Raw genomic sequence first — 21,674 nt, 5'->3', positions numbered from 1 at the left:
CGTCACCCGAGGCCGAGCGACAGGAGCGCGAGGGCGGCGTCCTCAGGGCCGTAGTCGAACATGCGCTCCCAGAACGGGTCGTCGGCCCACGGCACGTCGCCGTCGGCCGGTGTGCTCTGCGCGGTCTCCACCAACCAGTCGAGTTCGGGCAGGACAGCCGTGGCGAAGGTCGGCGGCTGCCACCCGAGCGCCCGCGCCGCCGTCGTGTCGAGGACGAACGGTGACGGCGACGACCACGGGGTGGTCCCGACGAAGGCGGGGGCGTCCGCGTCGAGCAGGACCTCGTCGAACCGGTGGTCGAGGTGCCCGGCGATGGTCCGCACGATCTCGAGCGCCGTCGGAGCAGTGTCGTCGGCGACGTTGAGGATGCGCCGGTCAGGAGCATCGGCGACCAGGCGGACGAGCGAGCCGATCCCGCTCGCGGCCGTCGTGTGGTCGACGCCGCGGCCGTGGTCGGCGAGCAGGATCCGTTCGCGCCCGTCGAGCACCCGTCGCACCACGAACCACTCGCGCGGACGGCCGATGCCGACGCCGTACACCTTCGACGGTCGCAGGACCGTGACCGGGGCGCCGTGGTCGAGGAGGACCTGCTCCGACGCCACCTTCGCGGCGCCGTAGCCGTCGCGGCTGGTCGGGTCGCCGTCGCCCGCGGTGACGGTCGGCTGGATCTCGGTGACCGCGCCGCCGAAGACCGGCTTGTCGGTCGAGTTCGCGTGCCGCCCCTGCTCGTCGGCGTAGACCGCGCGCGAGGAGACGAAGACGGTGGAACCGACGTCGTCGAGGAACGGCACGAGCTGCGTCGCGTCGTCGCGGGTCAGCCCCACGGTGTCGACGAGCAGGTCCGCGCCGGGGCGGAGGAGGTCACGCAGGGTGCTCGTGTCGCGGCGGTCACCGGCCGTGAAGCTCGCGCCCGATGCGCTCAGGGCGTCGGCCGCCGGGCCCCCACGACGGGCGAGGACCTCGACCTGCCAGTCGTCGCCGCCTCGGCCGGAGGCGTCGAGCAGCTCACGGGCGACGGCCGAACCGATCCCGCCCGTGCCGCCGAGGATGACCGCGCGTCTGGAGCTCATGCGCCAACGCTAGCCGTGCCATGGGCGGTCGTCGGGACGGGACCGGCGGGCGTCAGTGTCAGGACGCCAGCGCCTCGGGCTCGTGTCGCCACCAGTCCAGCAGCGAGCCGTCGTAGACGGTGACCTTGTCGTGGCCGAGCACGGTCAGTGCCAGGGCGTCCACGCACGCGGCGCTGCCGACCCCGCAGTACGTCACGATCTCGTCCTCGCCGACGACGGCGGCGAACGCCTCGGCGAGCTTCGGCCCCCGCAGGTACGCGTTCGTCTCCGGGTCGACCAGGGTGTCCGTCGTGATCGGGGTGCTGCCCGGGATGATCGGCGGGTGGTCATCGCCGAGGGCCGCGTCGGGTGCCGCGAACACCAGTGCCGCGGGCTGCTCACCCGTCACGGCTCGGCGCACACGGGCGTGGTCGGCCCAGAGCGGGCGCTCTTCACCGGCGAGGAAGGCGCGGTCGTCGTCGGATGCCTTCGCCGCACCGGACGCTTGGCGCAGGGCTCCGACGCGAACCGGACGGCCCTCGTCGCGCCACTTCGTGAAGCCGCCGTCGAGGACCGCGACCGAGTCGAAGCCGAACGACCGGAAGATCCACCACAGTCGTGCCGACCACTCGCCGACGCTGTCGTCGTAGACCACGACCGTCGAGGTGTTCGTGACACCCAGGTCGCCGGCCGCGGCCTCGAACCGTTCGGCGCTCGGGCGGGTGAAGGGGACCTCGGCGCCCGGCGTCGAGAACGCGTCGACGAGGTCGGCGAAGCGGGCGCCGGGGACGTGCCCGCGCTGCTCGTAGGAGTCGACGGCGGAGCGCCACGTCGTCGCGAGACCGGTCCCCACCGTGTGCACCGAGGCGTCGAGGACGACGAGCTCGTCACCACCGAGGTGGTCGGCGAGCCACTGCGTCGACACGAGCGGCGAGGTCAGGACGGGGGCCATGCCGCACACGATAATGCGGACCTCTGACGGGCGACAGGGAAACCGACACACTGCGCAACCGGGCGCGCGTGGTGGTTGGTGCGTCGACTCGGAACGACAAGGCGGTTGTCGTACGACATCGCGATCGTCGTTCCGAGTCGGCCCCGCCCCGCTGCGACGTCAGTGCGCGGCGGCGGGGATGCTGCCGGTCGTCGTCGAGGCTGCGTGGGCGAGTCGGTCGAGCCGCACCGACTGCCGGTTGATGAGCAGACCACCCGCGAGCGCGACGAGCACGAGCACGCCGGCCGAGATGCCGAACGCCACGTGGTAGCCGTCGAGCGTGGCCTGCGCCTGCTGCAGCTTCGTCGGGGCGGCGGACAGTCCGGACAGGCTGTTCGACACCACGTCGGCGAAGATCGTCGACAGCAGCGCCGTGCCGATCGAGCCACCGATCTGCTGCATCGTGTTGACCGTCGCCGAGGCCACACCGGCGTCGGCGCGGGCGACGCCGGTCGTCGCGGTGTTCATCGCGGACGAGAAGATCGTGCCCATGCCGAGGCCGATGACGACCAGCGCCGGCAGGACGGTGCCCGCGTAGGAGCTGTCCAGGTCGGTGCGCAGCAGCAGGAGCAGGCCGGTCGCGGCGACGAGGCCACCGGCGAAGATCAGGATCTTCGGGCCGACGCGGGGCAGGAGGCGCCCACCGATCTGCGTCGCCGAGATCATGATCGACAGCGGCATCGGCAGGAAGGCCAGACCGGTCTGCAGCGAGCTGAACCCGAGGGTCTGCTCGAGGTAGTAGGTCAGGAACAGGAAGATGCCGAACATGCCGATCGCCACCAGGCCGATCGCGATGAACGACCCACCGCGGTCGCGGTCGAGCACCACGCGCAGGGGCAGCAGCGGGTGTGCCACACGGGTCTCGATGAACACGAACGCGGCGATGAGCACCACGCCCGCGGCGAGCATCGCGATGGTGACGGGGGAGTCCCAGCCGTTGGTCTCGGCGTTCGAGAAGCCGTAGACGACGCCGACCAGGCCGGCGGTGATGGTGATGACCCCGAGGACGTCGATGCGCGGGCGGTCGACCTTCGGCGGCTTCTCCATGAAGACGAGCGCGCCGATCACGCCGAGCACGGCGAAGACCACGTTGACGTAGAGGCACCAGCGCCACGACGCGTACTCGGTCAGGACGCCACCGAGGAGCAGACCGATGGCCGCACCGGAACCGGCGATGGACCCGAAGATGCCGAACGCACGACCGCGCTCCTTCGGGTCGCGGAAGGTCGTGGTCAGCATGCCGAGGGCGGACGGGGCGAGCAGCGCGCCGAACACACCCTGCAGGGCGCGGGCGGCGACCAGCAGGCCGAACGAGTCGGCGAGGCCACCGAGGACCGATGCGACCGCGAAGCCGACCAGGCCGATGATGAAGGTGTTCTTGCGGCCGAACAGGTCGCCGAGGCGGCCGCCGAGCAGCAGGAGCGAACCGAACGCCAGCGAGTACGCGGTGACGATCCACTGGCGCTGGTCGGTGCCGAAGCCCAGGTCGGCCTGGGCCGAGGGCAGCGCGATGTTCACGATGGTGGCGTCGAGCACGACCATCAGCTGGGCGAGGGCGATGACCGCCAGGGCGATCCAGCGGTGGTTGCTCTTGGCGGGGGTGGAGCCAGAGGTCGTGGGTGCTGCCCCGGTGGGGGTCGGCACGGTGTGTTCTGCCGTCACGGCAGCCTCCTTCGAGAAGGTTGGAGGGGGAGCACGAAGCGCGCACCGTCGGGCGTTTCGAAGAGGGGAGGTGTCAAACGGATGCGCGGCATCCGTTTGTCGACAGTGTAGACCGAAACGGAAGGTCCGCATCCACTTATTCCCAGAAAGTTCAACTAGGTTCGGCACCGTGAGCACCACCGAGTCCGCGCCCGACCTCGAGCGCCCGCTGCGCGCCGATGCGGCACGCAACCGCGAGTTGATCCTGCAGACCGCTCGCAAGTGCTTCGCGGAGCGTGGTCTGTCGGTCACCCTGAACGACATCGCGCACGAAGCGGGCGTCGGCGTCGGCACCGTGTACCGACGCTTCTCCGACAAGGACTCCCTGATCGAGGCGCTGCTCGCCACCAAGTTCGAGGCGATGAACGACGCAGCGGCCCGCGCGGCCGACGTCGTCGACCCGCGCGAGGCCCTCCGGGTCTACCTGACGGGCGTGTTCGAGTTCCGCGCCCGCGACCGTGCGCTCGCCGACGCCATCGTGCGGGCCGGCAAGGCGCGTCCGTCGATCGTGCAGGAGCGTGACCGGCTGGAACGCCAGGTCTCCGCGATCATCGGTCGGGCCGAGACCGCCGGGGTCGTCCGTGCCGGGTTCGACTACCGCGACCTGCCGATGCTCACCGCGATGGTGGGCGCGGTGGCCGACGCGACCCGAGAGCACGACCCGAACGCGTGGCGCCGGTACGCCGAGCTCCTCATCGAGGGCGTCCTGCCGCAGACCGCGAGCGAGACCGCCACGAAGATGGTCGGCGACCCGCTCGACCGCGAGTCGATCGAGCGAGCGCTGCACGCGCAGTCCTGACGCGTCCCCGCGGACGGCGCGCGGCTCCGGTGCCAGCCGACTCCGGACGGGAGGCCCGTGGCGGAGTCGACCCGTGCCTCCCGTCCGGCGGTCTGGTCGCGACCAGTGCGCCGGGCCGACACCCGACGCGCGCTACAGCCAGCTCGGCAGCCAGTAGTGCGACCGGATGAAGTCCCACGGCACCTGGATCGCGGTCCACATCGGGTACCAGTACGCCGACGCGAGCACGACCACGACCAGGTACACGCCGACCCAGACGATCGCCCGGGTCCGTCGGGGCCGCGGATCGGTCCGTGACCCGAGCACCAACCCGATCGCCGCAGCCAGCGCCATCACCATGAAGGGCTCGAAGGCGATCGTGTAGAACTGGAAGACCGTCCGGTTGACGTACATGAGCCACGGCAGGTACCCCGCGGCGACGCCGAGCAGGACGAACCCGTACTGCCACCGTCGGCGCAGGATCCAGAGCACGAGCAGGGCCACGGTCGCGATGACCGCCGCGTACCAGATGAAGGGGTTCGCGACGCCGGTGATGGCCTCGCCGCAGCGGCTGGCCGAGCAGCCGTCCTGGCCGGCGTCGGTGCCGACGTAGAACATCGAGGTGGGGCGCTGCATGACGAGCCAGAGCAGCGGGTTCGCCTGGTACGAGTGCGGCGTGTGCAGCCCGATGTTGAAGTTGTAGATCTCCGACTGGTAGTGCCACCAGTTCTGCAAGCTGTCCGGCACCCACCGGAGCACTCCGGTCCAGCGTTCCCCGCCGGAGGCCAGCCAGTTGCGGTCCCAGCCGTCCTTCGACACGAACCAGCCCGTCCACGACGCGACGTAGGTGACGGCGGCGATCGGCACGGTGAGCAGGAACGACACGGGTGCCTGCTGGAGCAGCGCGCTCGACGACCAGAACTCGACCCCGGCTCGGCGACGCATCATCATGTCGCTCAGCACGGAGTAGACGGCGAAGAACGCCAGGAAGTACATCCCCGACCACTTCGTCGCGGTGGCCAGCCCCATCGTCAGCCCCATCGCGAACAGCCACGGACGCCACCAGAACACGGGCCCCCACAGGGTGTCCCGGCCGGCGGCGACGCGCTCGGCGACCCAGTCGTCGAGCCGCCGCTGACTCCGGCGCCGGTCGAGCAGGAGTGCTCCGAACCCGAGCACGACGAAGAACGTCAGGATCCCGTCGAGCAGCGTCACGCGGGACATCACGATGGCCTGGCCGTCGATCGCGAGCAGGCCGCCGGCGAGCGTGCCGACCAGGGTGGAGCGGAACAGCGACCGGGCGATCACGGCGGTGAGGAACACCGTCGCGATGCCGAGCACGGCCACCGCGAACCGCCAGCCGAACGAGTTGTCCGCCCCGAACAGGAGCATGCCGAGCCCGATCAGGTACTTGCCGAGCGGCGGGTGCGCGATGAACTCCGCGGCGCTGGTGAAGACGTCCGTCTCACCGCTCGAGAACCGGTCGTCGGTCGTCGGGGCGGAGTCGCTGCTCGGGTTCGCCGGCCAGGTGCCCTCGTACCCGAGGTGGACGATCGACCAGCCGTCCTTGACGTAGTAGGTCTCGTCGAAGACCAGGGAGTGCGGGTTCCCGAGGTTGGCCAGGCGCAGCACGGCGGCGAGCAGCGTCACCGCGATCGGTCCCGCCCAGCGCCACACCGCCACACGCTGGGCGGTGGAGAGCATCCGCCCCCACCAGTCGTCGAGGCGCGAGCCGACCGGCCCGTCGGGCACGGCCGTGCGGTCGTCGGTCAGCTCGCTGGTCATCGCTGAGCATCCTACGGATCGACCGCATGTCCGCGCTGCGTCGGTGCTGCGACGACAATGGGTGCGTGATCGTCCTCGCAGCAACGCCCATCGGCAACCTCGGGGACGCCTCGCGCCGTCTCGTCGAGACCCTCTCCAACGCCACGGTGGTCGCGGCGGAGGACACCAGGACCGCCATCCACCTCATGCGCGCCCTCGGCATCGAGAACCGTCCGCGGCTCATCGCCCTGCACGAGCACAACGAGCGGGCGAAGGCGTCCGAGGTCGTCGAGCTCGCCCGTGACGAGGACGTCGTGGTCCTCACCGACGCCGGCATGCCCGCCATCAGCGACCCCGGCTTCCCGCTCGTCGAGGCGGCGGCAGCGGCCGGCGTCACCGTCACGGCGCTGCCCGGCCCGTCCGCCGTGCTCATGGCGCTCGCCGTCTCGGGCCTGCCGACGGACCGCTTCACGTTCGAGGGGTTCCCGACGCGCAAGGGCGGGGAGCGCCGTCGTGCGTTCCAGGCGCTCGCGGGGGAGCAGCGCACGATGGTCTTCTTCGAGTCGCCGCACCGGTTGGCCGAGACGCTCGCCGACATGGCCGTCGGGTTCGGCGGCGATCGTCGTGCCGCGGTCTGCCGCGAGCTCACGAAGCTCTACGAAGAGGTCCGGCGCGGGCCGCTCGACGAGCTCGTCACGTGGGCGTCCGAGGGGGTCAGGGGCGAGATCTGCATCGTCGTCGCAGGAGCCGCCGAGGCCACCGAGGAAGCGACGCTCGACGACGGGGTCCGACTGGTGCTCGAGCGGGTGGCCGCCGGGATGCGCATGAAGGAGGCCGCAGCGGCGGTCGCGGACGCGACCGGGCTGTCCAAGCGGGACCTCTACGAAGGCGCGCTCGCGGCGCGGTAGACGGCTGGGTCCTGCGGTCTGGAGGCGCGGGGCGGGCCCGCCACGGGCCTCCCGGATCCGGTTTTCCACAGACCACCGCCGCGCGCGTCATGCGGGTTCCGCGCGCCCGTAGGATGGTCCGCATGTCCGACGGGTCCTCGTTCAGCATCACCACGCCGATCTTCTACGTGAACGACGTGCCCCACATCGGGCACGCCTACACCGAGGTCGCCGCGGACGTCCTCGCGCGCTGGCACCGGCAGCGGGGTGACGACACCTGGCTGCTCACCGGTACCGACGAGCACGGGCAGAAGATCCTGCGCACCGCCTCGGCGAACGAGGTCACGCCCAAGGAATGGGCCGACCGCCTCGTCACCGAGGCCTGGAAGCCGCTGCTCGACACCGTCGACGTGGCGAACGACGACTTCATCCGCACCACCGACGAGCGCCACGAGCGCGGGGTGACGGCATTCCTGCAGAAGCTCTACGACGACGGCTACATCTACGCCGGCGAGTTCGAGGGCTTCTACTGCGTGGGCTGCGAGGAGTACAAGCAGCCGAGCGACCTGGTTCCCGGAACCGGTGCGTACGAGGGCCAGCAGGTCTGCGCCATCCACTCGATCCCGGTCGAGGTGCTGGCCGAGCGCAACTACTTCTTCCGCATGTCGGACTTCGAGCAGCGCCTGCTCGACCTCTACGAGTCGAACCCGCTGTTCATCCAGCCGGAGAGCGTGCGCAACGAGATCATCTCGTTCGTGAAGCAGGGTCTGCGTGACCTGTCGATCTCGCGGTCCAGCTTCGACTGGGGCATCACGATCCCGTGGGACAGCGACCACGTCCTGTACGTGTGGTTCGACGCCCTGCTCAACTACGTCACGGCGCTGGGCTACGGCACCGAGGACGACGAGGCCTTCAAGCGCCTCTGGCCGAGCGTGCACATCGTCGGCAAGGACATCGCCCGCTTCCACGCCGTCATCTGGCCGGCGATGCTCATGGCTGCCGGCCTGCCGGTGCCGGAACGCGTGTTCGGCCACGGCTGGCTGCTCGTCGGCGGCGAGAAGATGTCCAAGTCGAAGCTGACCGGCATCGCACCGTCGGAGATCACCGACACGTTCGGGTCCGACGCCTTCCGCTACTACTTCCTCCGCGCGATCACCTTCGGGCAGGACGGCAACTTCAGCTGGGAGGACATCTCGGCGCGGTACCAGGCCGAACTCGCGAACGGCTTCGGCAACCTCGCCTCGCGCCTGGTCGCGATGCTGCAGAAGTACTTCGACGGCGCGGTGCCGTCACGCGGGTCCCTGACCGAGTCGGACGAAGCCGTCGACGCCCTGGCCGTGTCGGTCACCGAGCGTGCCGACGCAGCCATCGCCGCATTCGCCCCGCACGAGGCGATCGCCGCCGTCTGGGAGCTCGTCGACGCCCTGAACGGGTACATCACCGAGCAGCAGCCGTGGGCACTGGCGAAGGACGACGCGAACCGCGAGCGGCTCGGCACCGTCCTGACCACCGCACTGCGCGGTCTCGGCACGGTCGCGGTGCTGCTCTCCCCGGTGATGCCGAAGGCCACCGAGAAGCTGTGGGCGTCGATCGGTGCCGGCGGCTCGATCGCCGAGCAGCGGGTCGACCGTGCCTTCGAGTGGCAGCGCGCCGACCAGGTGGTCCCGCTCGAGAGCGGACTCTTCCCGCGGATCGAGCAGGCGGAGCAGGGCGCCGCGTGACCGACGCCCACCTCCGCTCCCGCGGCGACGGGGACGGCTCCAAGCGCGACCTGACCTACCCGCCCCTGCCCGAGGCGCTCGTGGTCCCGGTCTACGACAACCACACGCACATGGAGATCGCCGACGGTGGCGACGGGGCGCTCGACTACCGCGAGCACCTCGGCCGTGCCTCCAGCGTCGGTGTCCGCGGTGTCGTGCAGGTCGGTACCGACCTCGCCACTTCGCAGTGGTCCGCGTCGATCGCTGCCCGTGAACCCCGCGTGCTCGCGGCGGTCGCACTGCACCCGAACGAGGCGCCTTCGCTGCAGGAGCAGGGGCTGCTCGACGAGCACCTCGCCGGGATCGAGCGGCTGGCGGCGTTGCCCCGGGTCCGGGCGATCGGTGAGACCGGACTCGACTTCTTCCGCACCGGCGAGGACGGGCGCGACGCCCAGGTCCGCTCGTTCGAGGAGCACATCCGCATCGCGAAGGAGCACGGCCTCGCGCTGACCATCCACGACCGCGACGCGCACGACGCCGTGGTCGAGGTGCTCGACCGCGTCGGCGCTCCGGAGCGCACGGTGTTCCACTGCTTCTCCGGCGGCCCCGACCTGGCTCGGCTCTGCGCCGAGCGCGGCTGGTACATGTCGTTCGCCGGCACCGTGACGTTCAAGAACGCGGCCCCGCTCCGCGAAGCCCTGCTCGTCGCGCCGCGGCACCTGATCATGGTCGAGACGGACGCGCCGTTCCTGACCCCGACGCCGTACCGCGGCCGGCCGAACGCCCCGTACCTCATCCCGATCACCCTGCGGTCGATGGCGGAGACCCTCGGCACCGACGCCTCGATGCTCGCCGCGCAGATCGCGTCGAACACCGAGCTCGTCTACGGCGCGTGGGACGCCGAACCCGTGACGGTGGACGAGTAGTGGGCGCGCTGCTCGGTCCCGCCGAGATCCGGGAGCTCGCTGCTGAACTCGACGTGACCCCGACGAAGAAGCTCGGACAGAACTTCGTGCACGACGCCAACACCGTCCGGCGCATCGTGTCGGTCGCCGGCGTGACGCCCTCGTCCCAGGTGCTCGAGATCGGGCCCGGTCTCGGCTCCCTGACGCTCGGGCTCACCGAGACCGGGGCGCCCGTCACCGCGGTCGAGATCGACAAGCGGCTCGCGGCGAAGTTGCCGTCGACGGTCAGTGCGCTGCAGCCGGCGGCGTCGCTGACGGTCGTGCAGCAGGACGCGATGACCGTCGCCGCATCGGACCTCGACACCGAGCCGACCCACCTCGTCGCGAACCTGCCCTACAACATCTCGGTGCCCGTGCTGCTGCACCTGCTCGCGACGTTCCCCTCGATCGAGCGGTCGCTCGTGATGGTGCAGGCCGAGGTCGGGTACCGGCTCGCGGCCGGCCCGGGCAGCAAGGTCTACGGTTCGCCGAGCGTGAAGGCCGCCTGGTACGGCTCGTGGAGCACGGCCGGGCTCGTCAGTCGCCAGGTCTTCTGGCCCGTGCCGAACGTCGACAGCGTGCTGGTGGCGTTCGACCGGCACGAGCCCCCGGGGGACGATCGGCTGCGGTCGCGGGTGTTCACCCTGGTGGACGCGGCGTTCCAGCAGCGGCGGAAGATGCTGCGGCAGAGCCTGTCCGGTGTGCTCGGCGGCAGCGCCCGCGCCTCCGAGGTCCTGACGGCGGCGGGCATCGACCCGACCGCCCGCGGCGAGGCGATCGGTGTGGACGACTTCGTGCGGCTCGGGCGGACGGTCCTCGCAGCTGCGGAGTAGCGAGATCCTCAGCGCATCCACCTGCTCGCCGGCCGCTGACGCCGCGAACGGGGGACCGCGCGCACGGTCGTCTCACCCCTACGATCAACGGGTGCGTCGCATCACCCTCTCCCAGTGGCTCGCGATCGTCGCCGTGCTCGGCGGGCTCGTCATCGAGTTCTTCGCTGTGCCCGCTGTCGTGCGAGACCTGCAGAACGACGCGGCATGGGCGGGAGTGCTGCTCGGGGTCGCGTTCCCCGTGTTCGGGGTCGCGGTCTCGGCCTTCCGGGACGATCCGGGCGATCGCGATGATGATGACGACGATTTCCGCCCGCCGCCCCGCCTCGACCGTTCGGGTCGGGTGGCCGAAGGCGCACTGGCCGTGACCGCGTTCACCGCAGCCTGGGCGGTGACACGCCTGCACCACAAGCCCCTCGACTCGGCGTTGTACAGCGCGGTGATCGCCTCGGCGCTGCCGCTCGCGAGGCGTGCCCTCGATCGGCTCGTCCGTCGCCGTGGTGAGCAGCCCGACGGCGCTGACGACTGACGCGCCCCTCGCACCGTTCTAGGCGTCGCCCGGTCAGTGCTCGCGGGACGCCATCATCTCGAGGATCTGCTGGTGGTTGCCGTTGCGTTCGGCGAAGCGTAGCGGGTGCACGTTCTGCACCAGGATCTCGGGGGCAGCGCCGGACTCGATGAGGGCAATGACCTCGTCGGCGAAGGCGTCGAGCGGCATCCCACCGAAGTCGGCGCCGCCCATCAGGTCGGTCATCACGGCCGGCGGGGCGAGTTCGAGCACCTCGAGCGACGAACCGACCAGCTGCTGGCGGAGGGCCTGCGTGTAGGCGTGCACGGCCGCCTTCGTCGCGCTGTAGGTCGGCGACGCGGTGAGCGGGACGAACGCGAGCCCGGACGTGACCGTCATCAGGGTTGCCGAGGGCTGCGCGAGCAGGTGCGGCAGGAACGCGTCGATGAGACGGATCGTGCCGACCAGGTTCGTCTGGACGAGCTCGAGGGCGTCGTGGATGTGCTCGGGGTCGCGGAGGTCCTCGTCGCGCATGATCCCGGACATGGTGATGAGGGCATCGAGCGACGGGTACGCCTCGAGCACCGAGGCGGCGGCGGCCTCGATCGACGACGCGTCGGCGACGTCGATCTGCACGGTGCCGAAGCCGTGCTCGGCGGCGAGGGAGTCGAGGAGTGCCTGGCGACGGCCGCCGATGACGACGGTGCTGCCGGCGGCCTGCAGGCGCTGGGCGAGGGCGAGCCCGATGCCCGAGGTCGCGCCGGGGATGAAGACGGTGGAGTTCGTGATGTCCATGACCACCACGATGCTCCGCGGGCAGGGTGGCAGCCAGAGCGCGGTCATCGGGGGATCGGCGATCCCTGGCACGGCGGCGGGAACCGGACGATGATCGATCCATGGACCGCGCTGCACTCGCCGACTTCCTCCGCCGTCGCCGCGAACTGCTGCGCCCCGAGGACGTCGGCCTCGGGCAGGGGCCGCGACGCCGGACCCCGGGGCTCCGCCGTGAAGAGGTCGCTGCCCTCGCCGGCATGTCCGTCGACTACTACACGCGTCTGGAACAGCAGCGCGGCCCGCAGCCGTCGGAGCAGATGATCGCCGCGATCGCCCGGGCGCTGCGCTGCAGTCTCGACGAGCGCGACCACCTGTTCCACCTCGCCGGGCAGAACGCCCCGACCCGGATGCACCGCGCCGACCACGTCGACCCCGCGATCCTGCGGGTGCTCGACCGGCTCGAGGACACCCCCGCGATCGTGGTCAGTCACCTGGGCGAGACGCTGGTCGAGAACCGGCTCGCCGCGGCACTGCTCGGGTCGTCCGTCAGTCTGCCCGGCAACGAGCGGTACCAGGCGTGGCGGTGGTTCGTGACCGGGAACGAGCTCGCGAAGTACGCGCCGGAGCAACACGAGCGACTGGCCCGGGTCGTGGTGGCGTCGCTGCGGGCGGCGGTGGGGCTCGCTGGACCGGGGGACCGTCGAGCCACCGAACTGATCGCCGAGCTGCAGACCCGCAGCCCCGAGTTCCGTGAGCTCTGGGCGAAGCACGAGGTGGCCACTCGTTGGTCCGACAACAAGACGATCGTGCAGCCCGAGCTCGGCCGGATCACCGTCGACTGCCAGGTGCTGCACACCGACGACCAGGCGCAGGCACTGCTGTTGTTCACCGCGCCTGCAGGTTCCGAGGACGCGCAGAAGCTCGAGCTCCTCGGCGTCGTCGGGCAGCAGACCTTCGCCGGCTGACGACCTCGCACGGTGCGAGCTCGCTCGGCTCGTGCGAGGTTGGTCGACCCCGCACGGTGCGAGGTTGGTGAGCCCGTGCATCGTTGACCGCTCGGTGCCGCACTTCATCCCGCCACCGAGCGATCAACCTCGCACCGGCCGGACAAGCGCGCACCGTGCGACCCGGACCCCCGGCTCTCTCCCCCAGACCCACCACACGATGCAACCCCGCGTCACACACTTGGCCGCGTGCGGTATACCGTGCCTAGGGTGGGCCTGTGAGCACTCCCCGCGTGTACGTCATCCACGAGAACCCCGAGTGGTTCCCCCCGCTCGCCGCCGCCTTCGAGGCCGAGGGCGTCCCGGTGCAGGAGATCCTGCTGACCGAGGGACAGATCGACCTCGCTGCCGAGCCGGAGCCCGGCGTCTACTGGAGCCGCATGTCCGCGAGCTCCCACACCCGTGGCCACGAGCACAGCAAGGAGTACACCCGCGCGGTCCTCGGTTGGCTCGAGCGTGCCGGTCGCCAGGTGGTCGGCGGCAGCCACGTGCTCGAGCTCGAGGTCTCCAAGGTGGCCCAGCACGGGCTCCTGCAGCAGGCCGGGTTCGACGTGCCGCGGACGACCGCCGTGTTCGGCACGACGACGCTCAAGCAGGCCGCCCGCACCTTCACGAACGGCCAGGACGTCCCGTTCATCACGAAGCACAACCAGGGCGGCAAGGGCCTGGGCGTCCGTCGTTTCGACTCGCTCGCCGAGTTCGACGCCTACGTCGACAGCCCCGAGTTCGAGGCCCCGGTCGACGGCATCACGCTGCTGCAGGAGTTCCTGACCGCCCGTGAGCCCTTCATCACCCGCGTCGAGTTCGTCGGCGGCGAGTTCGTCTACGCCGTCCGCGTCGACACCAGCGCCGGCAGCTTCGAGCTCTGCCCCGCCGACGCGTGCGAGGTCCCGCAGGTCATCGCCGGAGCGGTCTGCGACGTACCGGGAGCCGACCAGCCGAGCGCGTTCAGCGTCCGGACCGAGATCACCGCCGAGCACCCGCTGGTCCAGCAGCTCCGCACGTTCCTCGCCGACCAGCGCGTCACCATCGCGGGCGTCGAGTTCATGGAGACCACGGACGGTCGCACGGTCGTCTACGACATCAACACGAACACGAACTACAACCCCGCGGTCGAGGAGTCCGCGCCGGCCTCCGGTCCGCGCTCCATCGCGCGGTACCTCGGCGGCCTGCTGGAGACGCAGTACGCAGCGCAACTGACCGCCTGAGAACGCAAGAACCACCGGACTGGAGGCCCGTGGCGGGCCCGCCACGGGCCTCCAGTTCGCTCCGCGCCCCTTGCAGGGCACTCCCCACCTCCCCAAGGAACTCACCCCGTGCGATTCGGATACTGGACCCCGCTCTTCGGCGGCTGGCTGCGCAACGTCGACAACGAGAACATGCCGGTCACCTTCGACTACGTGAAGCGCTTGGCGCAGCGCGCCGAGCGGATCGGCTTCGACCTGACGCTCGTGCCGGAGCTCAACCTCAACGACATCAAGGGCACGGCGGCGCCGTCGCTCGAGGCCTGGTCGCTCGCGGCGGCCATCGCGGCGACGACCGAGCGCCTCGAGATCATGGCGGCGATGCGTCCCGGCTACCACCTGCCCGCGGTGACGGCGAAGCAGGCGGCGACGATCGACGACATCTCGTGCGGCCGCTTCACGTTCAACGTGGTGAGCGCGTGGTGGGCGGAAGAGGCCAAGCAGTACGGCGGCATCTTCTCGGAGCACGACGACCGGTACAAGCGCACCGCGGAGTTCGTCGAGGTCATGAAGGGGATGTGGCGGGAGACCCCGTACTCGTTCTCGGGCGAGTACTACGACGTCCAGAACGCCCACCTCGAGCCGAAGCCCCGCGTGACGCCGCGCATCTACGCCGGTGGCGAGAGCGAGGCGGGCAAGGCCGCGATCACGGGGTACGCCGACGCCTACGTCACCCACGGCGGCACGGTCGAGGAGCTCCGGACGAAGATCGCCGAGATGAAGCAGCGCCGGGTCGACGCCGGACTGCCGCCGTTCGAGGCGTTCGGCATGGCCGCGTACGTCATCGTCCGCGAGACCGAGGAGGAAGCGCAGGCCGAGCTCGCGCGGATCACCGACGTGCAGCACGGCACCGCGTACGAGTCGTACCAGGACTTCATCTCGAAGTCGCAGCTCGAGCACGTCCCCTCGCTCGAGGACTACTCGGTGTCGAACCGCGGTCTGCGCCCCGGGTTCGTGGGGACGCCGTCGCAGGTGGCCGACCGCATCCGGGAGTTCGAGGACGCCGGGGTCGACACGCTGCTGCTGCAGTTCTCGCCGCAGCTCGAGGAGATGGACCGCTTCGGCGAACAGGTCATCCCGCTCGTCCGGCCGTCGGTGGCCGCGCCGTCCGAGGCGGTCGTCTGATGGGCAGCGGCACGAGCAGCACCGAGGACGGCTGGGCGTTCGAGACCCGGCAGATCCGCGCCGGCTTCAAGGCCGACCCGGGGTTCGGTGGCAACGTCCCGCCGATCGCCCAGACCGCGGCCTTCGTCTACCCGTCCGGTGAGGACGCGGCGGACCGGTTCATGCTCAACGCCCCGGGGCACACGTACTCGCGGGTGAACAACCCGTCGGCGGCCGCGCTCGAGCGTCGGATCGCCGACCTCGAGGGTGGCATCGGTGCGTTGGCGCTGGCGTCCGGACAGGCGGCGACGTCGCTCGCCGTGCTCGGCGTCGCCCGCGCGGGCGACCACGTCGTGTCGAGCGCCTCGCTGTACGGCGCGACGTACACGCTGTTCGCGTCGACGCTGCGTGACCTCGGCATCGCGTTCACCTTCGTGCAGGACCCCACCGACCTGGACGAGTGGGCGGCGGCGGTGCGTCCGGAGACGAAGGCGTTCTTCGGCGAGTCCATCCCGAACCCGCGCGGCGACGTCCTGGACTTCGCCGGGGTCGCCGGGGTCGCGCACGAGGCCGGTGTGCCACTCATCGTCGACAACACCATCGCGACGCCGTACCTGGTCCGACCGATCGAGCACGGTGCGGACATCGTCGTGCACTCGGCGACGAAGTACCTGGCCGGTCACGGCAGCGCCATCGCCGGGCTCGTCGTCGACAGCGGCAACTTCGACTGGGCGGCGCATGCCGACCGGTTCCCGCAGCTGGCGACGACCGAGCAGTCCGGGTTCGCGAACACGAACTTCGCCGAGAAGTTCGGCCGCCGGGCGTTCATCCAGCGCACCCGGTCGAAGCTGTCCGCCGACCTCGGTCCGGCGATCGCACCCTTCAACGCCTTCCTCGTGCTGCAGGGCATCCAGACCCTGTCCCTGCGCATGGAGCGGCACGTGTCGAACGCGGCCGCCGTCGCGACGTGGTTGGACGCGCACGACCAGGTGCTCGGCGTGCACTACGCGGGACTGCCCTCGTCGCCGTGGCACCACCTGCAGCAGCGGTACGTGCCGAAGGGCCCCTCGGCGGTCCTGGCGTTCGACCTGGACGGTGGGGTCGACGCCGGACGGCGGTTCGTGGCCGCCCTCGAGCTGTTCGACCACGTGTCGAACATCGGTGACGTCCGGTCGCTCGTCGTGCACCCGGCGTCGACGACGCACGTGCAGATGACGTCGTCGGAGCGGGCCGCTGCGGGTGTCGGCGACGGGCTCATCCGCCTGTCGATCGGCCTCGAGCACATCGACGACGTCCTCGCCGACCTGGCGCGGGGCTTCGCGGCAGCCGCAGCGGGATAGGTTGGGGGCATGACCACGTTGGCCGCCCCGACCCGCGTGCGGACGCGCGCCCCCGGCAAGATCAACGTGTTCCTGTCCGTCGGTGCACTGCAGGACGACGGCTACCACGACGTGGCCACGGCGTACCAGGCGGTGTCGCTGTACGAAGACGTCACGGCCGAGCCCGCCGACGACTTCTCGGTGACGTTCACGGGGCCGATCGACACGTCGAACGTGCCGGTCGACGAGTCGAACCTGGCGATCCGTGCAGCCCGGCTCGTGGCCGACGCCGCGGGACACCAGGGCGGGGTCCGGCTGACGATCGACAAGCAGGTGCCGGTGGCCGGCGGCATGGGCGGGGGCTCGGCGGACGCCGCGGCCACGCTGCTCGCCGTCGACACGCTCTGGGGCACCGCCCTCGGTCGCGAGGAACTGCTCCGCCTGGCCGCGCAGCTCGGCGCGGACGTGCCGTTCGCCTTCGCGGGCGGGACGGCCGTGGGCACCGGGCGCGGCGACGAACTCAGCCCGGCGCTGGCGAAGGGCGAGTTCCACTGGGTCCTCGCGCTGAGCGACGACGGGTTGTCGACCCCGGCCGTCTACCGTGCGCTCGACGAGCACCGCGAGCGCTACCGCGCCGACATCGCACCGGCGCCGTCCCACCCCGTGGTGGAGTCGAACGTGCTGCAGGCGCTCCGCGCCGGCGACCCCGACCTGCTCGCCGACTGCGTCCACAACGACCTGCAGGCCCCGGCGATGCGGCTGCAGCCCGGACTCGCGTCGACGCTCGAACTCGGCGAGAAGGCCGGGGCGCTCGCGGGACTGGTGTCGGGCAGTGGACCGACGGTGGCGTTCCTGGTCGGGGACCGTGACGCCGCGCTCGAACTGCAGGTCGAGCTCAGCGCAGCCGGTCTCGTCGCACTCCGAGCGACCGGACCGGTGCACGGCGCCCGCGTCGTGCACTGACGGCGACGACCGTCAGCGGCTGTACTTCCACAGGATGACCGTGTCCGTGTGCCAGTACCGCACCACGTGGAAGCCCTGGTCCTTCAGCGTCTCGGAGACCTGGGGTCGGATGTTGCGCGACGTGGCGCCGACGAACCACACGGTGTCGATGTCGGTCAGGCGTGCCGGCACGGTCGTGGCGATGTCGCCGTTCACGTTCCACAGCTGACCGCGCTCCGCGCCCGTGCTCGCCACCGCCAGGTCCCGCATGCCGCTGAAGGCCTCCGGGTAGGCGTCGGCGATGACCTGCGCGGTCGCGGTCGGGTGTCCCCAGACGCTGCCGTAGACCACCCCTTCGTCGGCGTCGGTGGTCACGTCCCGCTCGCGTTCGATGATCGCCGCCGCGTTCGCCCAGTGCGAGGACTGCTTGGCGTGCGGCAGGCGCACGATCGTGCTCGTCGGCACGGACAGCAGGACCATCGCCGCGACCGCGACCGCGACGGCGACCCAGCGCCGCGGACGGAGCGCCGTGATCGCGAGTCCGATCAGGAGCGCGACGAACGGCAGGCTCAGGCTGGCGTACTTGGGGGAGTACAGGTGTTCGCCGGCGGCGGTCGCGGCGACGAGCAGTGCGGTGGGCACGACCGTCAGGGGTACGGCGACACGGACGGCCTGCATGCGGAGCACGTCGCGGGCTCCGGATGACGGGCGTCGGGCCGCGCGGACCGTCAGCACGACCGCGACGATCATGAGCAGCCACGCGACGGCGGCGTACGGGTAGACGACCCCGAACCACGCGGTCGCGAACACCTGGCGCAGCGTGGCCCACCCGATGCCGGTGATCCAGCCGACCTGCTTGGCCTGCCCCGCAGCGAGGCCGATGAACGGCAGCACCACCACGGCTGCGGCCACGGCGGCGACGGCCCAGCGGACGGCGACGGCACGGTCCACCATCGCCGAGGGCACCGCACCGCTGCGGTCGGTGACCGACGCCTGCCGGCGGGCCGCCCGGTCGGCGACGCCGGTCCACGCGAGCACGACGCCGTGCGCCACGACGGCGAGGGCCAGGTAGACGTTGAAGAGGACGGCCACCGCTGCGAGCGCCCCGTAGACGACCCACCACCGCGTCGCGTGGTGCCGAGCCCGGGTGCGACGGACCGCGGTCAGCCCGACGAGGGTGAGCAGCGCGGCGAGTGTGGTGACGGTCGCGTAGGGGCGGCCCTCGGTCCCGGCCCAGGCGACGCGGGGCAGCAGCAGGAAGACCACGCCGGAGACGACCCCGAGCCGGACGCCGCCGAGCCGCCGGCCGAGCGCCACCACGAGCGCGGCGGCGATCCCGATCGCCAGGGCGCTGGGGAAGCGGAGCGTGAACGGGGAGTACCCGACCAGCGCGAGCCAGACGTGCATGAGCGCGTAGTACAGGCCGTGCACGGCGTCGACGTTCTGCAGCTCCGCCCAGAGCGCCGGCCAACTGCGCTGCGCGCTCGTCAGGGTGGCGGCTTCGTCGTACCAGACCGACGGCACCCAGGTGAATGCCGCAGCGACGACGACGCCGACCGCCCCGATGGTGATCTCGGGCGCACGCGCCAGGGTCCGCACGGTCGACAGGGCGAGTGCCCGGAGCCGTGCTCGCGTCGACGCGTCCGACGTCGTGCGTCGGACCGTGACGGTGCCGGTGCGGGGGGAACTCACGCCCGCGACCGTACCGAGCGGCTCTGAGCATCCGCCGCGTCCACCCGCTGAGCATTCACATGCAGGGATTCGGTGCGACCGGCCAGAATGACGGGATGGACCCCCTCGTCGCCCCCGTCGCAGCGCTCTCCCCGTGGCGGACACGGCTCGGCTCGCGGACCGCTGCCCTGTCCGACGTCGGCGACGACGGGCTCCGCCGTCTGGCCGCTTCACGCGTCCTCGTGGTCGGCGCCGGCGGCCTCGGCGCGCCCGTCGTCGCGTACCTCGCCGGGGTCGGACGGCTCACGGTCGTCGACCCGGACGTGGTCGACGCGACGAACCTGGCGCGCCAGACGCTCTTCACGGCGGCGGACGTCGGCTCGTCGAAGGCCGAGGTCGCCGTGGCCCGCGCCCGCGCCGTCGACCCGGAACTCGACGCGGTCGCCGTGGTCGGGTCCTTCATCCCGGAACTCGTCGCCGGGCACGACGTGGTCGTCGACGCGGCGGACTCCGTGCTGGTCACCCGGGCGGTCTCGGACGCCTGCGCCGACGCCGGTGTGCCGTTCGTGTGGGGCACGGTCCTCGGCCAGGACGGGCAGGTCAGCGTGTTCCGCGACGCCGGGCCGGACGGCGTCGACTTCCACGACCTGCACCCGGAGGCGCTGCCCGACGAGGGATCCTGCGCCCTGGACGGCGTCGTTCCCGCACTGTGCGGCGCCGTCGGAGCGGTGATGGCCGGACAGGTGCTCGCCCTGGCCACCGGCACCGGGGAACCGTTGCTCGGACGGGTCCTGACCGTCGACGCCCGCCGGTGGCGGTGGAGCGAGAGCGTCGTCCGGCGTGGCCCGGCTTCACGACGACCCGTCGTGGTCGCTCCCGCCGGCGCCGACCGGATCGCCCCGTCGGCGCTCGCCGCACGTCTGGCCGACCCGACGGACCGGGTGGTCCTCGTCGACGTGCGCACCGACGCCGAACGCGCGGACGGCGTGGTCGCCGGTGCCGTCACGGGTGGCGTGGTCGCCGGTGACGCCGACGCGGCGGACGTGGTCGTCTACTGCGCCCGTGGCCCGCGTGCGGACGCATGGGCTGCCGCACAGCCGGCCTGGAGGCACGTGGCGGTCCTCGACGGCGGGTTCGAGGCCTGGCGTCGCGAGGGGTTGCCCGTGGCGATCGAGCGCACCGCCTGATCCGACACGGATCGGGTCCAGGGCGCCGCTTCCGCGGCTAGGATCGTCACATCATGACGCAACTGCGGATCCGCGATGCTGCTGCCTTCCTCGGTGTCAGCGACGACACCGTGCGCCGACTCGTCGACGGCGGCACCTTCCACCGGACCACGGACGAGGCCGGTCGGGCGGTCGTCGACGGTCGGCAGGTGGCCGAGTACGCCCGGACGCGGAGCACCGAGCTCGCCGACCCGGCGTCGGGCGTGAAGAGCTCGGCGCGGAACCGGTTCGTCGGCATCGTCACCGACCTGGTCGTCGACACCGTCATGGCGCAGGTCGAACTGCAGTGCGGCCCGCACCGCGTCGTCTCGCTCATGAGCGCCGAGGCGGTGCGCGACCTCGGGCTCGAGGTCGGGTCCGTCGCCGTCGCGTCGGTCAAGGCCACGATGGTCGCCGTCGAGGCGCCCGCACTCCAGGAGGACCTCCGATGAGCCGTCGTTCCCGCTCGCTGCTCGTGCCCCTCGCCGTCGTCGCGGCGCTCGGCCTGTCGGCATGCTCGACCACCGACGCCCCGGCGGGGTCGTCCTCGTCGGGGTCGACGACCGCGACGGACCGCGGTGCGACCGGCTCGATCACGGTCTTCGCGGCGGCCTCGCTCCAGCAGACGTTCACCACGCTCGGCAAGGACTTCGAACTCGCGAACCCCGGGGCCTCGATCCGGTTCTCGTTCGCGGGGTCGAGCGACCTGGTCACGCAGATCCAGAACGGCGCGCCCGCCGACGTGTTCGCGTCCGCCGACGAGGCGAACATGGCGAAGCTGTCCTCGACCGACCTGGCGAGCGGGTCCCCGCGCGACTTCGCGACGAACGTCCTCGAGATCGCCGTCGCGCCGGGCAACCCGAAGGGCATCACGAGCCTCGACGACCTGACCGGCTCCGACGTCCAGCTCGTCACGTGCGCCGCCCCGGTGCCGTGCGGTGCCGTGACGGCGAAGGTCGAGTCCGCCTCGGGCGTCGACCTGCGGCCCGTCAGCGAGGAGCAGTCCGTCACCGACGTGCTCGGCAAGGTCGAGTCCGGTCAGGCCGACGCCGGACTCGTCTACGTGACCGACGTGCAGGGCGCCGACGGCAAGGTCGACGGCGTCCCGTTCGACGAGTCGAGCGAGGCCGTCAACACCTACCCGATCGGCGTGCTCGAGGAGTCCGAGGACCCGGAACTCGCGCAGGCGTTCGCCGAGTACGTCCGCTCCGCCACCGGCCAGAAGGTGCTCGCCGCCGCGGGCTTCGGGAAGCCGTGAC

20 protein-coding genes are annotated in these 21,674 nt (G+C 71.4%); 14 read left to right on the top strand and 6 right to left on the bottom strand.

Annotated features, from left to right (window positions below; all coding sequences use genetic code 11):
- Nucleotides 1-2 precede the first annotated feature (2 nt).
- The 3 genes from ACVKXF_RS13990 to ACVKXF_RS13980 form a co-directional block, all read right to left on the bottom strand.
- Nucleotides 3-1,070, bottom strand: a complete 1,068-nt coding sequence (locus tag ACVKXF_RS13990; protein ID WP_456796075.1) for an NAD-dependent epimerase/dehydratase family protein — start codon at nt 1,068-1,070, stop codon at nt 3-5.
- 58 nt (nt 1,071-1,128) lie between these two features.
- A complete protein-coding gene (locus ACVKXF_RS13985; RefSeq protein WP_456796074.1) occupies nt 1,129-2,001 on the bottom strand; it encodes a sulfurtransferase in 873 nt (290 codons plus the stop codon).
- 159 nt (nt 2,002-2,160) lie between these two features.
- Nucleotides 2,161-3,702 (bottom strand): MFS transporter, encoded by a 1,542-nt coding sequence (locus ACVKXF_RS13980; RefSeq protein WP_340197042.1) that lies wholly within the window; start codon nt 3,700-3,702, stop codon nt 2,161-2,163.
- Nucleotides 3,703-3,871: 169 nt separating this feature from the next.
- Here ACVKXF_RS13980 and ACVKXF_RS13975 point away from each other — a divergent pair, with 169 nt between their 5' ends.
- A complete protein-coding gene (locus tag ACVKXF_RS13975; protein WP_456796073.1) occupies nt 3,872-4,540 on the top strand; it encodes a TetR/AcrR family transcriptional regulator in 669 nt (222 codons plus the stop codon).
- A 132-nt stretch (nt 4,541-4,672) separates the two neighbouring features.
- Here the strand turns inward: ACVKXF_RS13975 and ACVKXF_RS13970 are convergent, their stop codons facing one another.
- Nucleotides 4,673-6,304 carry a dolichyl-phosphate-mannose--protein mannosyltransferase gene (locus tag ACVKXF_RS13970; protein ID WP_456796072.1) on the bottom strand — a complete coding sequence of 544 codons (1,632 nt, stop codon included), beginning with the start codon at nt 6,302-6,304 and terminating at the stop codon, nt 4,673-4,675.
- A 65-nt stretch (nt 6,305-6,369) separates the two neighbouring features.
- Between ACVKXF_RS13970 and rsmI the strand changes: the two genes are divergently transcribed.
- The 5 genes from rsmI to ACVKXF_RS13945 all read left to right on the top strand — a co-directional run bounded on the left by rsmI (nt 6,370) and on the right by ACVKXF_RS13945 (nt 11,173).
- Nucleotides 6,370-7,191, top strand: a complete 822-nt coding sequence (gene rsmI, locus ACVKXF_RS13965; RefSeq protein WP_123292295.1) for a 16S rRNA (cytidine(1402)-2'-O)-methyltransferase — start codon at nt 6,370-6,372, stop codon at nt 7,189-7,191.
- 122 nt (nt 7,192-7,313) lie between these two features.
- On the top strand, nt 7,314-8,891 hold the full coding sequence (gene metG, locus ACVKXF_RS13960; RefSeq protein ID WP_456796071.1) for a methionine--tRNA ligase: 1,578 nt from the start codon (nt 7,314-7,316) through the stop codon (nt 8,889-8,891).
- Nucleotides 8,888-9,796 (top strand): TatD family hydrolase, encoded by a 909-nt coding sequence (locus tag ACVKXF_RS13955; protein ID WP_396289190.1) that lies wholly within the window; start codon nt 8,888-8,890, stop codon nt 9,794-9,796. Before metG ends, ACVKXF_RS13955 begins: the two co-directional genes overlap by 4 nt.
- On the top strand, nt 9,796-10,647 hold the full coding sequence (gene rsmA / locus ACVKXF_RS13950; protein WP_123314240.1) for a 16S rRNA (adenine(1518)-N(6)/adenine(1519)-N(6))-dimethyltransferase RsmA: 852 nt from the start codon (nt 9,796-9,798) through the stop codon (nt 10,645-10,647). The genes ACVKXF_RS13955 and rsmA overlap by 1 nt, the downstream gene beginning before the upstream one ends.
- 91 nt (nt 10,648-10,738) lie before the next feature.
- Complete coding sequence (locus ACVKXF_RS13945; RefSeq protein ID WP_456796070.1) at nt 10,739-11,173, top strand: hypothetical protein; 435 nt, start codon at nt 10,739-10,741, stop codon at nt 11,171-11,173.
- A 33-nt stretch (nt 11,174-11,206) separates the two neighbouring features.
- Here the strand turns inward: ACVKXF_RS13945 and ACVKXF_RS13940 are convergent, their stop codons facing one another.
- The gene (locus tag ACVKXF_RS13940; protein ID WP_456796069.1) at nt 11,207-11,947 is read right to left on the bottom strand and encodes an SDR family oxidoreductase; all 741 of its coding nucleotides are present in this window, start codon (nt 11,945-11,947) and stop codon (nt 11,207-11,209) included.
- A 101-nt stretch (nt 11,948-12,048) separates the two neighbouring features.
- Here ACVKXF_RS13940 and ACVKXF_RS13935 point away from each other — a divergent pair, with 101 nt between their 5' ends.
- The 5 genes from ACVKXF_RS13935 (at nt 12,049) to ACVKXF_RS13915 (ending at nt 17,560) form a co-directional block, all read left to right on the top strand.
- Complete coding sequence (locus ACVKXF_RS13935) at nt 12,049-12,891, top strand: helix-turn-helix transcriptional regulator (RefSeq protein WP_456796068.1); 843 nt, start codon at nt 12,049-12,051, stop codon at nt 12,889-12,891.
- Between the two features lie 257 nt (nt 12,892-13,148).
- Complete coding sequence (locus ACVKXF_RS13930) at nt 13,149-14,138, top strand: ATP-grasp domain-containing protein (protein WP_456796067.1); 990 nt, start codon at nt 13,149-13,151, stop codon at nt 14,136-14,138.
- Between the two features lie 108 nt (nt 14,139-14,246).
- A complete protein-coding gene (locus ACVKXF_RS13925) occupies nt 14,247-15,299 on the top strand; it encodes an LLM class flavin-dependent oxidoreductase (protein WP_456796066.1) in 1,053 nt (350 codons plus the stop codon).
- Nucleotides 15,299-16,618, top strand: a complete 1,320-nt coding sequence (locus ACVKXF_RS13920; RefSeq protein WP_456796065.1) for an O-acetylhomoserine aminocarboxypropyltransferase/cysteine synthase family protein — start codon at nt 15,299-15,301, stop codon at nt 16,616-16,618. The genes ACVKXF_RS13925 and ACVKXF_RS13920 overlap by 1 nt, the downstream gene beginning before the upstream one ends.
- A 9-nt stretch (nt 16,619-16,627) precedes the next feature.
- Nucleotides 16,628-17,560, top strand: a complete 933-nt coding sequence (locus tag ACVKXF_RS13915) for a 4-(cytidine 5'-diphospho)-2-C-methyl-D-erythritol kinase (RefSeq protein WP_123314233.1) — start codon at nt 16,628-16,630, stop codon at nt 17,558-17,560.
- Between the two features lie 12 nt (nt 17,561-17,572).
- On the opposite strand, the gene ACVKXF_RS13910 is transcribed toward ACVKXF_RS13915, so the two are convergent.
- The gene (locus ACVKXF_RS13910; RefSeq protein WP_456796064.1) at nt 17,573-19,231 is read right to left on the bottom strand and encodes a glycosyltransferase family 39 protein; all 1,659 of its coding nucleotides are present in this window, start codon (nt 19,229-19,231) and stop codon (nt 17,573-17,575) included.
- Nucleotides 19,232-19,326: 95 nt separating this feature from the next.
- Here ACVKXF_RS13910 and ACVKXF_RS13905 point away from each other — a divergent pair, with 95 nt between their 5' ends.
- From ACVKXF_RS13905 to modA, 3 genes are read left to right on the top strand one after another with little or no spacing between them, the layout of a single operon-like run.
- Nucleotides 19,327-20,397: a ThiF family adenylyltransferase gene (locus ACVKXF_RS13905; protein WP_456796063.1), complete on the top strand. Its 1,071-nt coding sequence runs from the start codon at nt 19,327-19,329 to the stop codon at nt 20,395-20,397.
- A 53-nt stretch (nt 20,398-20,450) separates the two neighbouring features.
- Nucleotides 20,451-20,867 carry a TOBE domain-containing protein gene (locus tag ACVKXF_RS13900; protein ID WP_340196726.1) on the top strand — a complete coding sequence of 139 codons (417 nt, stop codon included), beginning with the start codon at nt 20,451-20,453 and terminating at the stop codon, nt 20,865-20,867.
- Nucleotides 20,864-21,673 carry a molybdate ABC transporter substrate-binding protein gene (gene modA, locus ACVKXF_RS13895; RefSeq protein WP_456796062.1) on the top strand — a complete coding sequence of 270 codons (810 nt, stop codon included), beginning with the start codon at nt 20,864-20,866 and terminating at the stop codon, nt 21,671-21,673. Before ACVKXF_RS13900 ends, modA begins: the two co-directional genes overlap by 4 nt.
- Nucleotide 21,674: the final 1 nt, after the last annotated feature.

This window comes from Curtobacterium sp. PvP017 (genome assembly GCF_054060195.1).
This window is presented reverse-complemented; position numbering and strand designations above follow the sequence as displayed.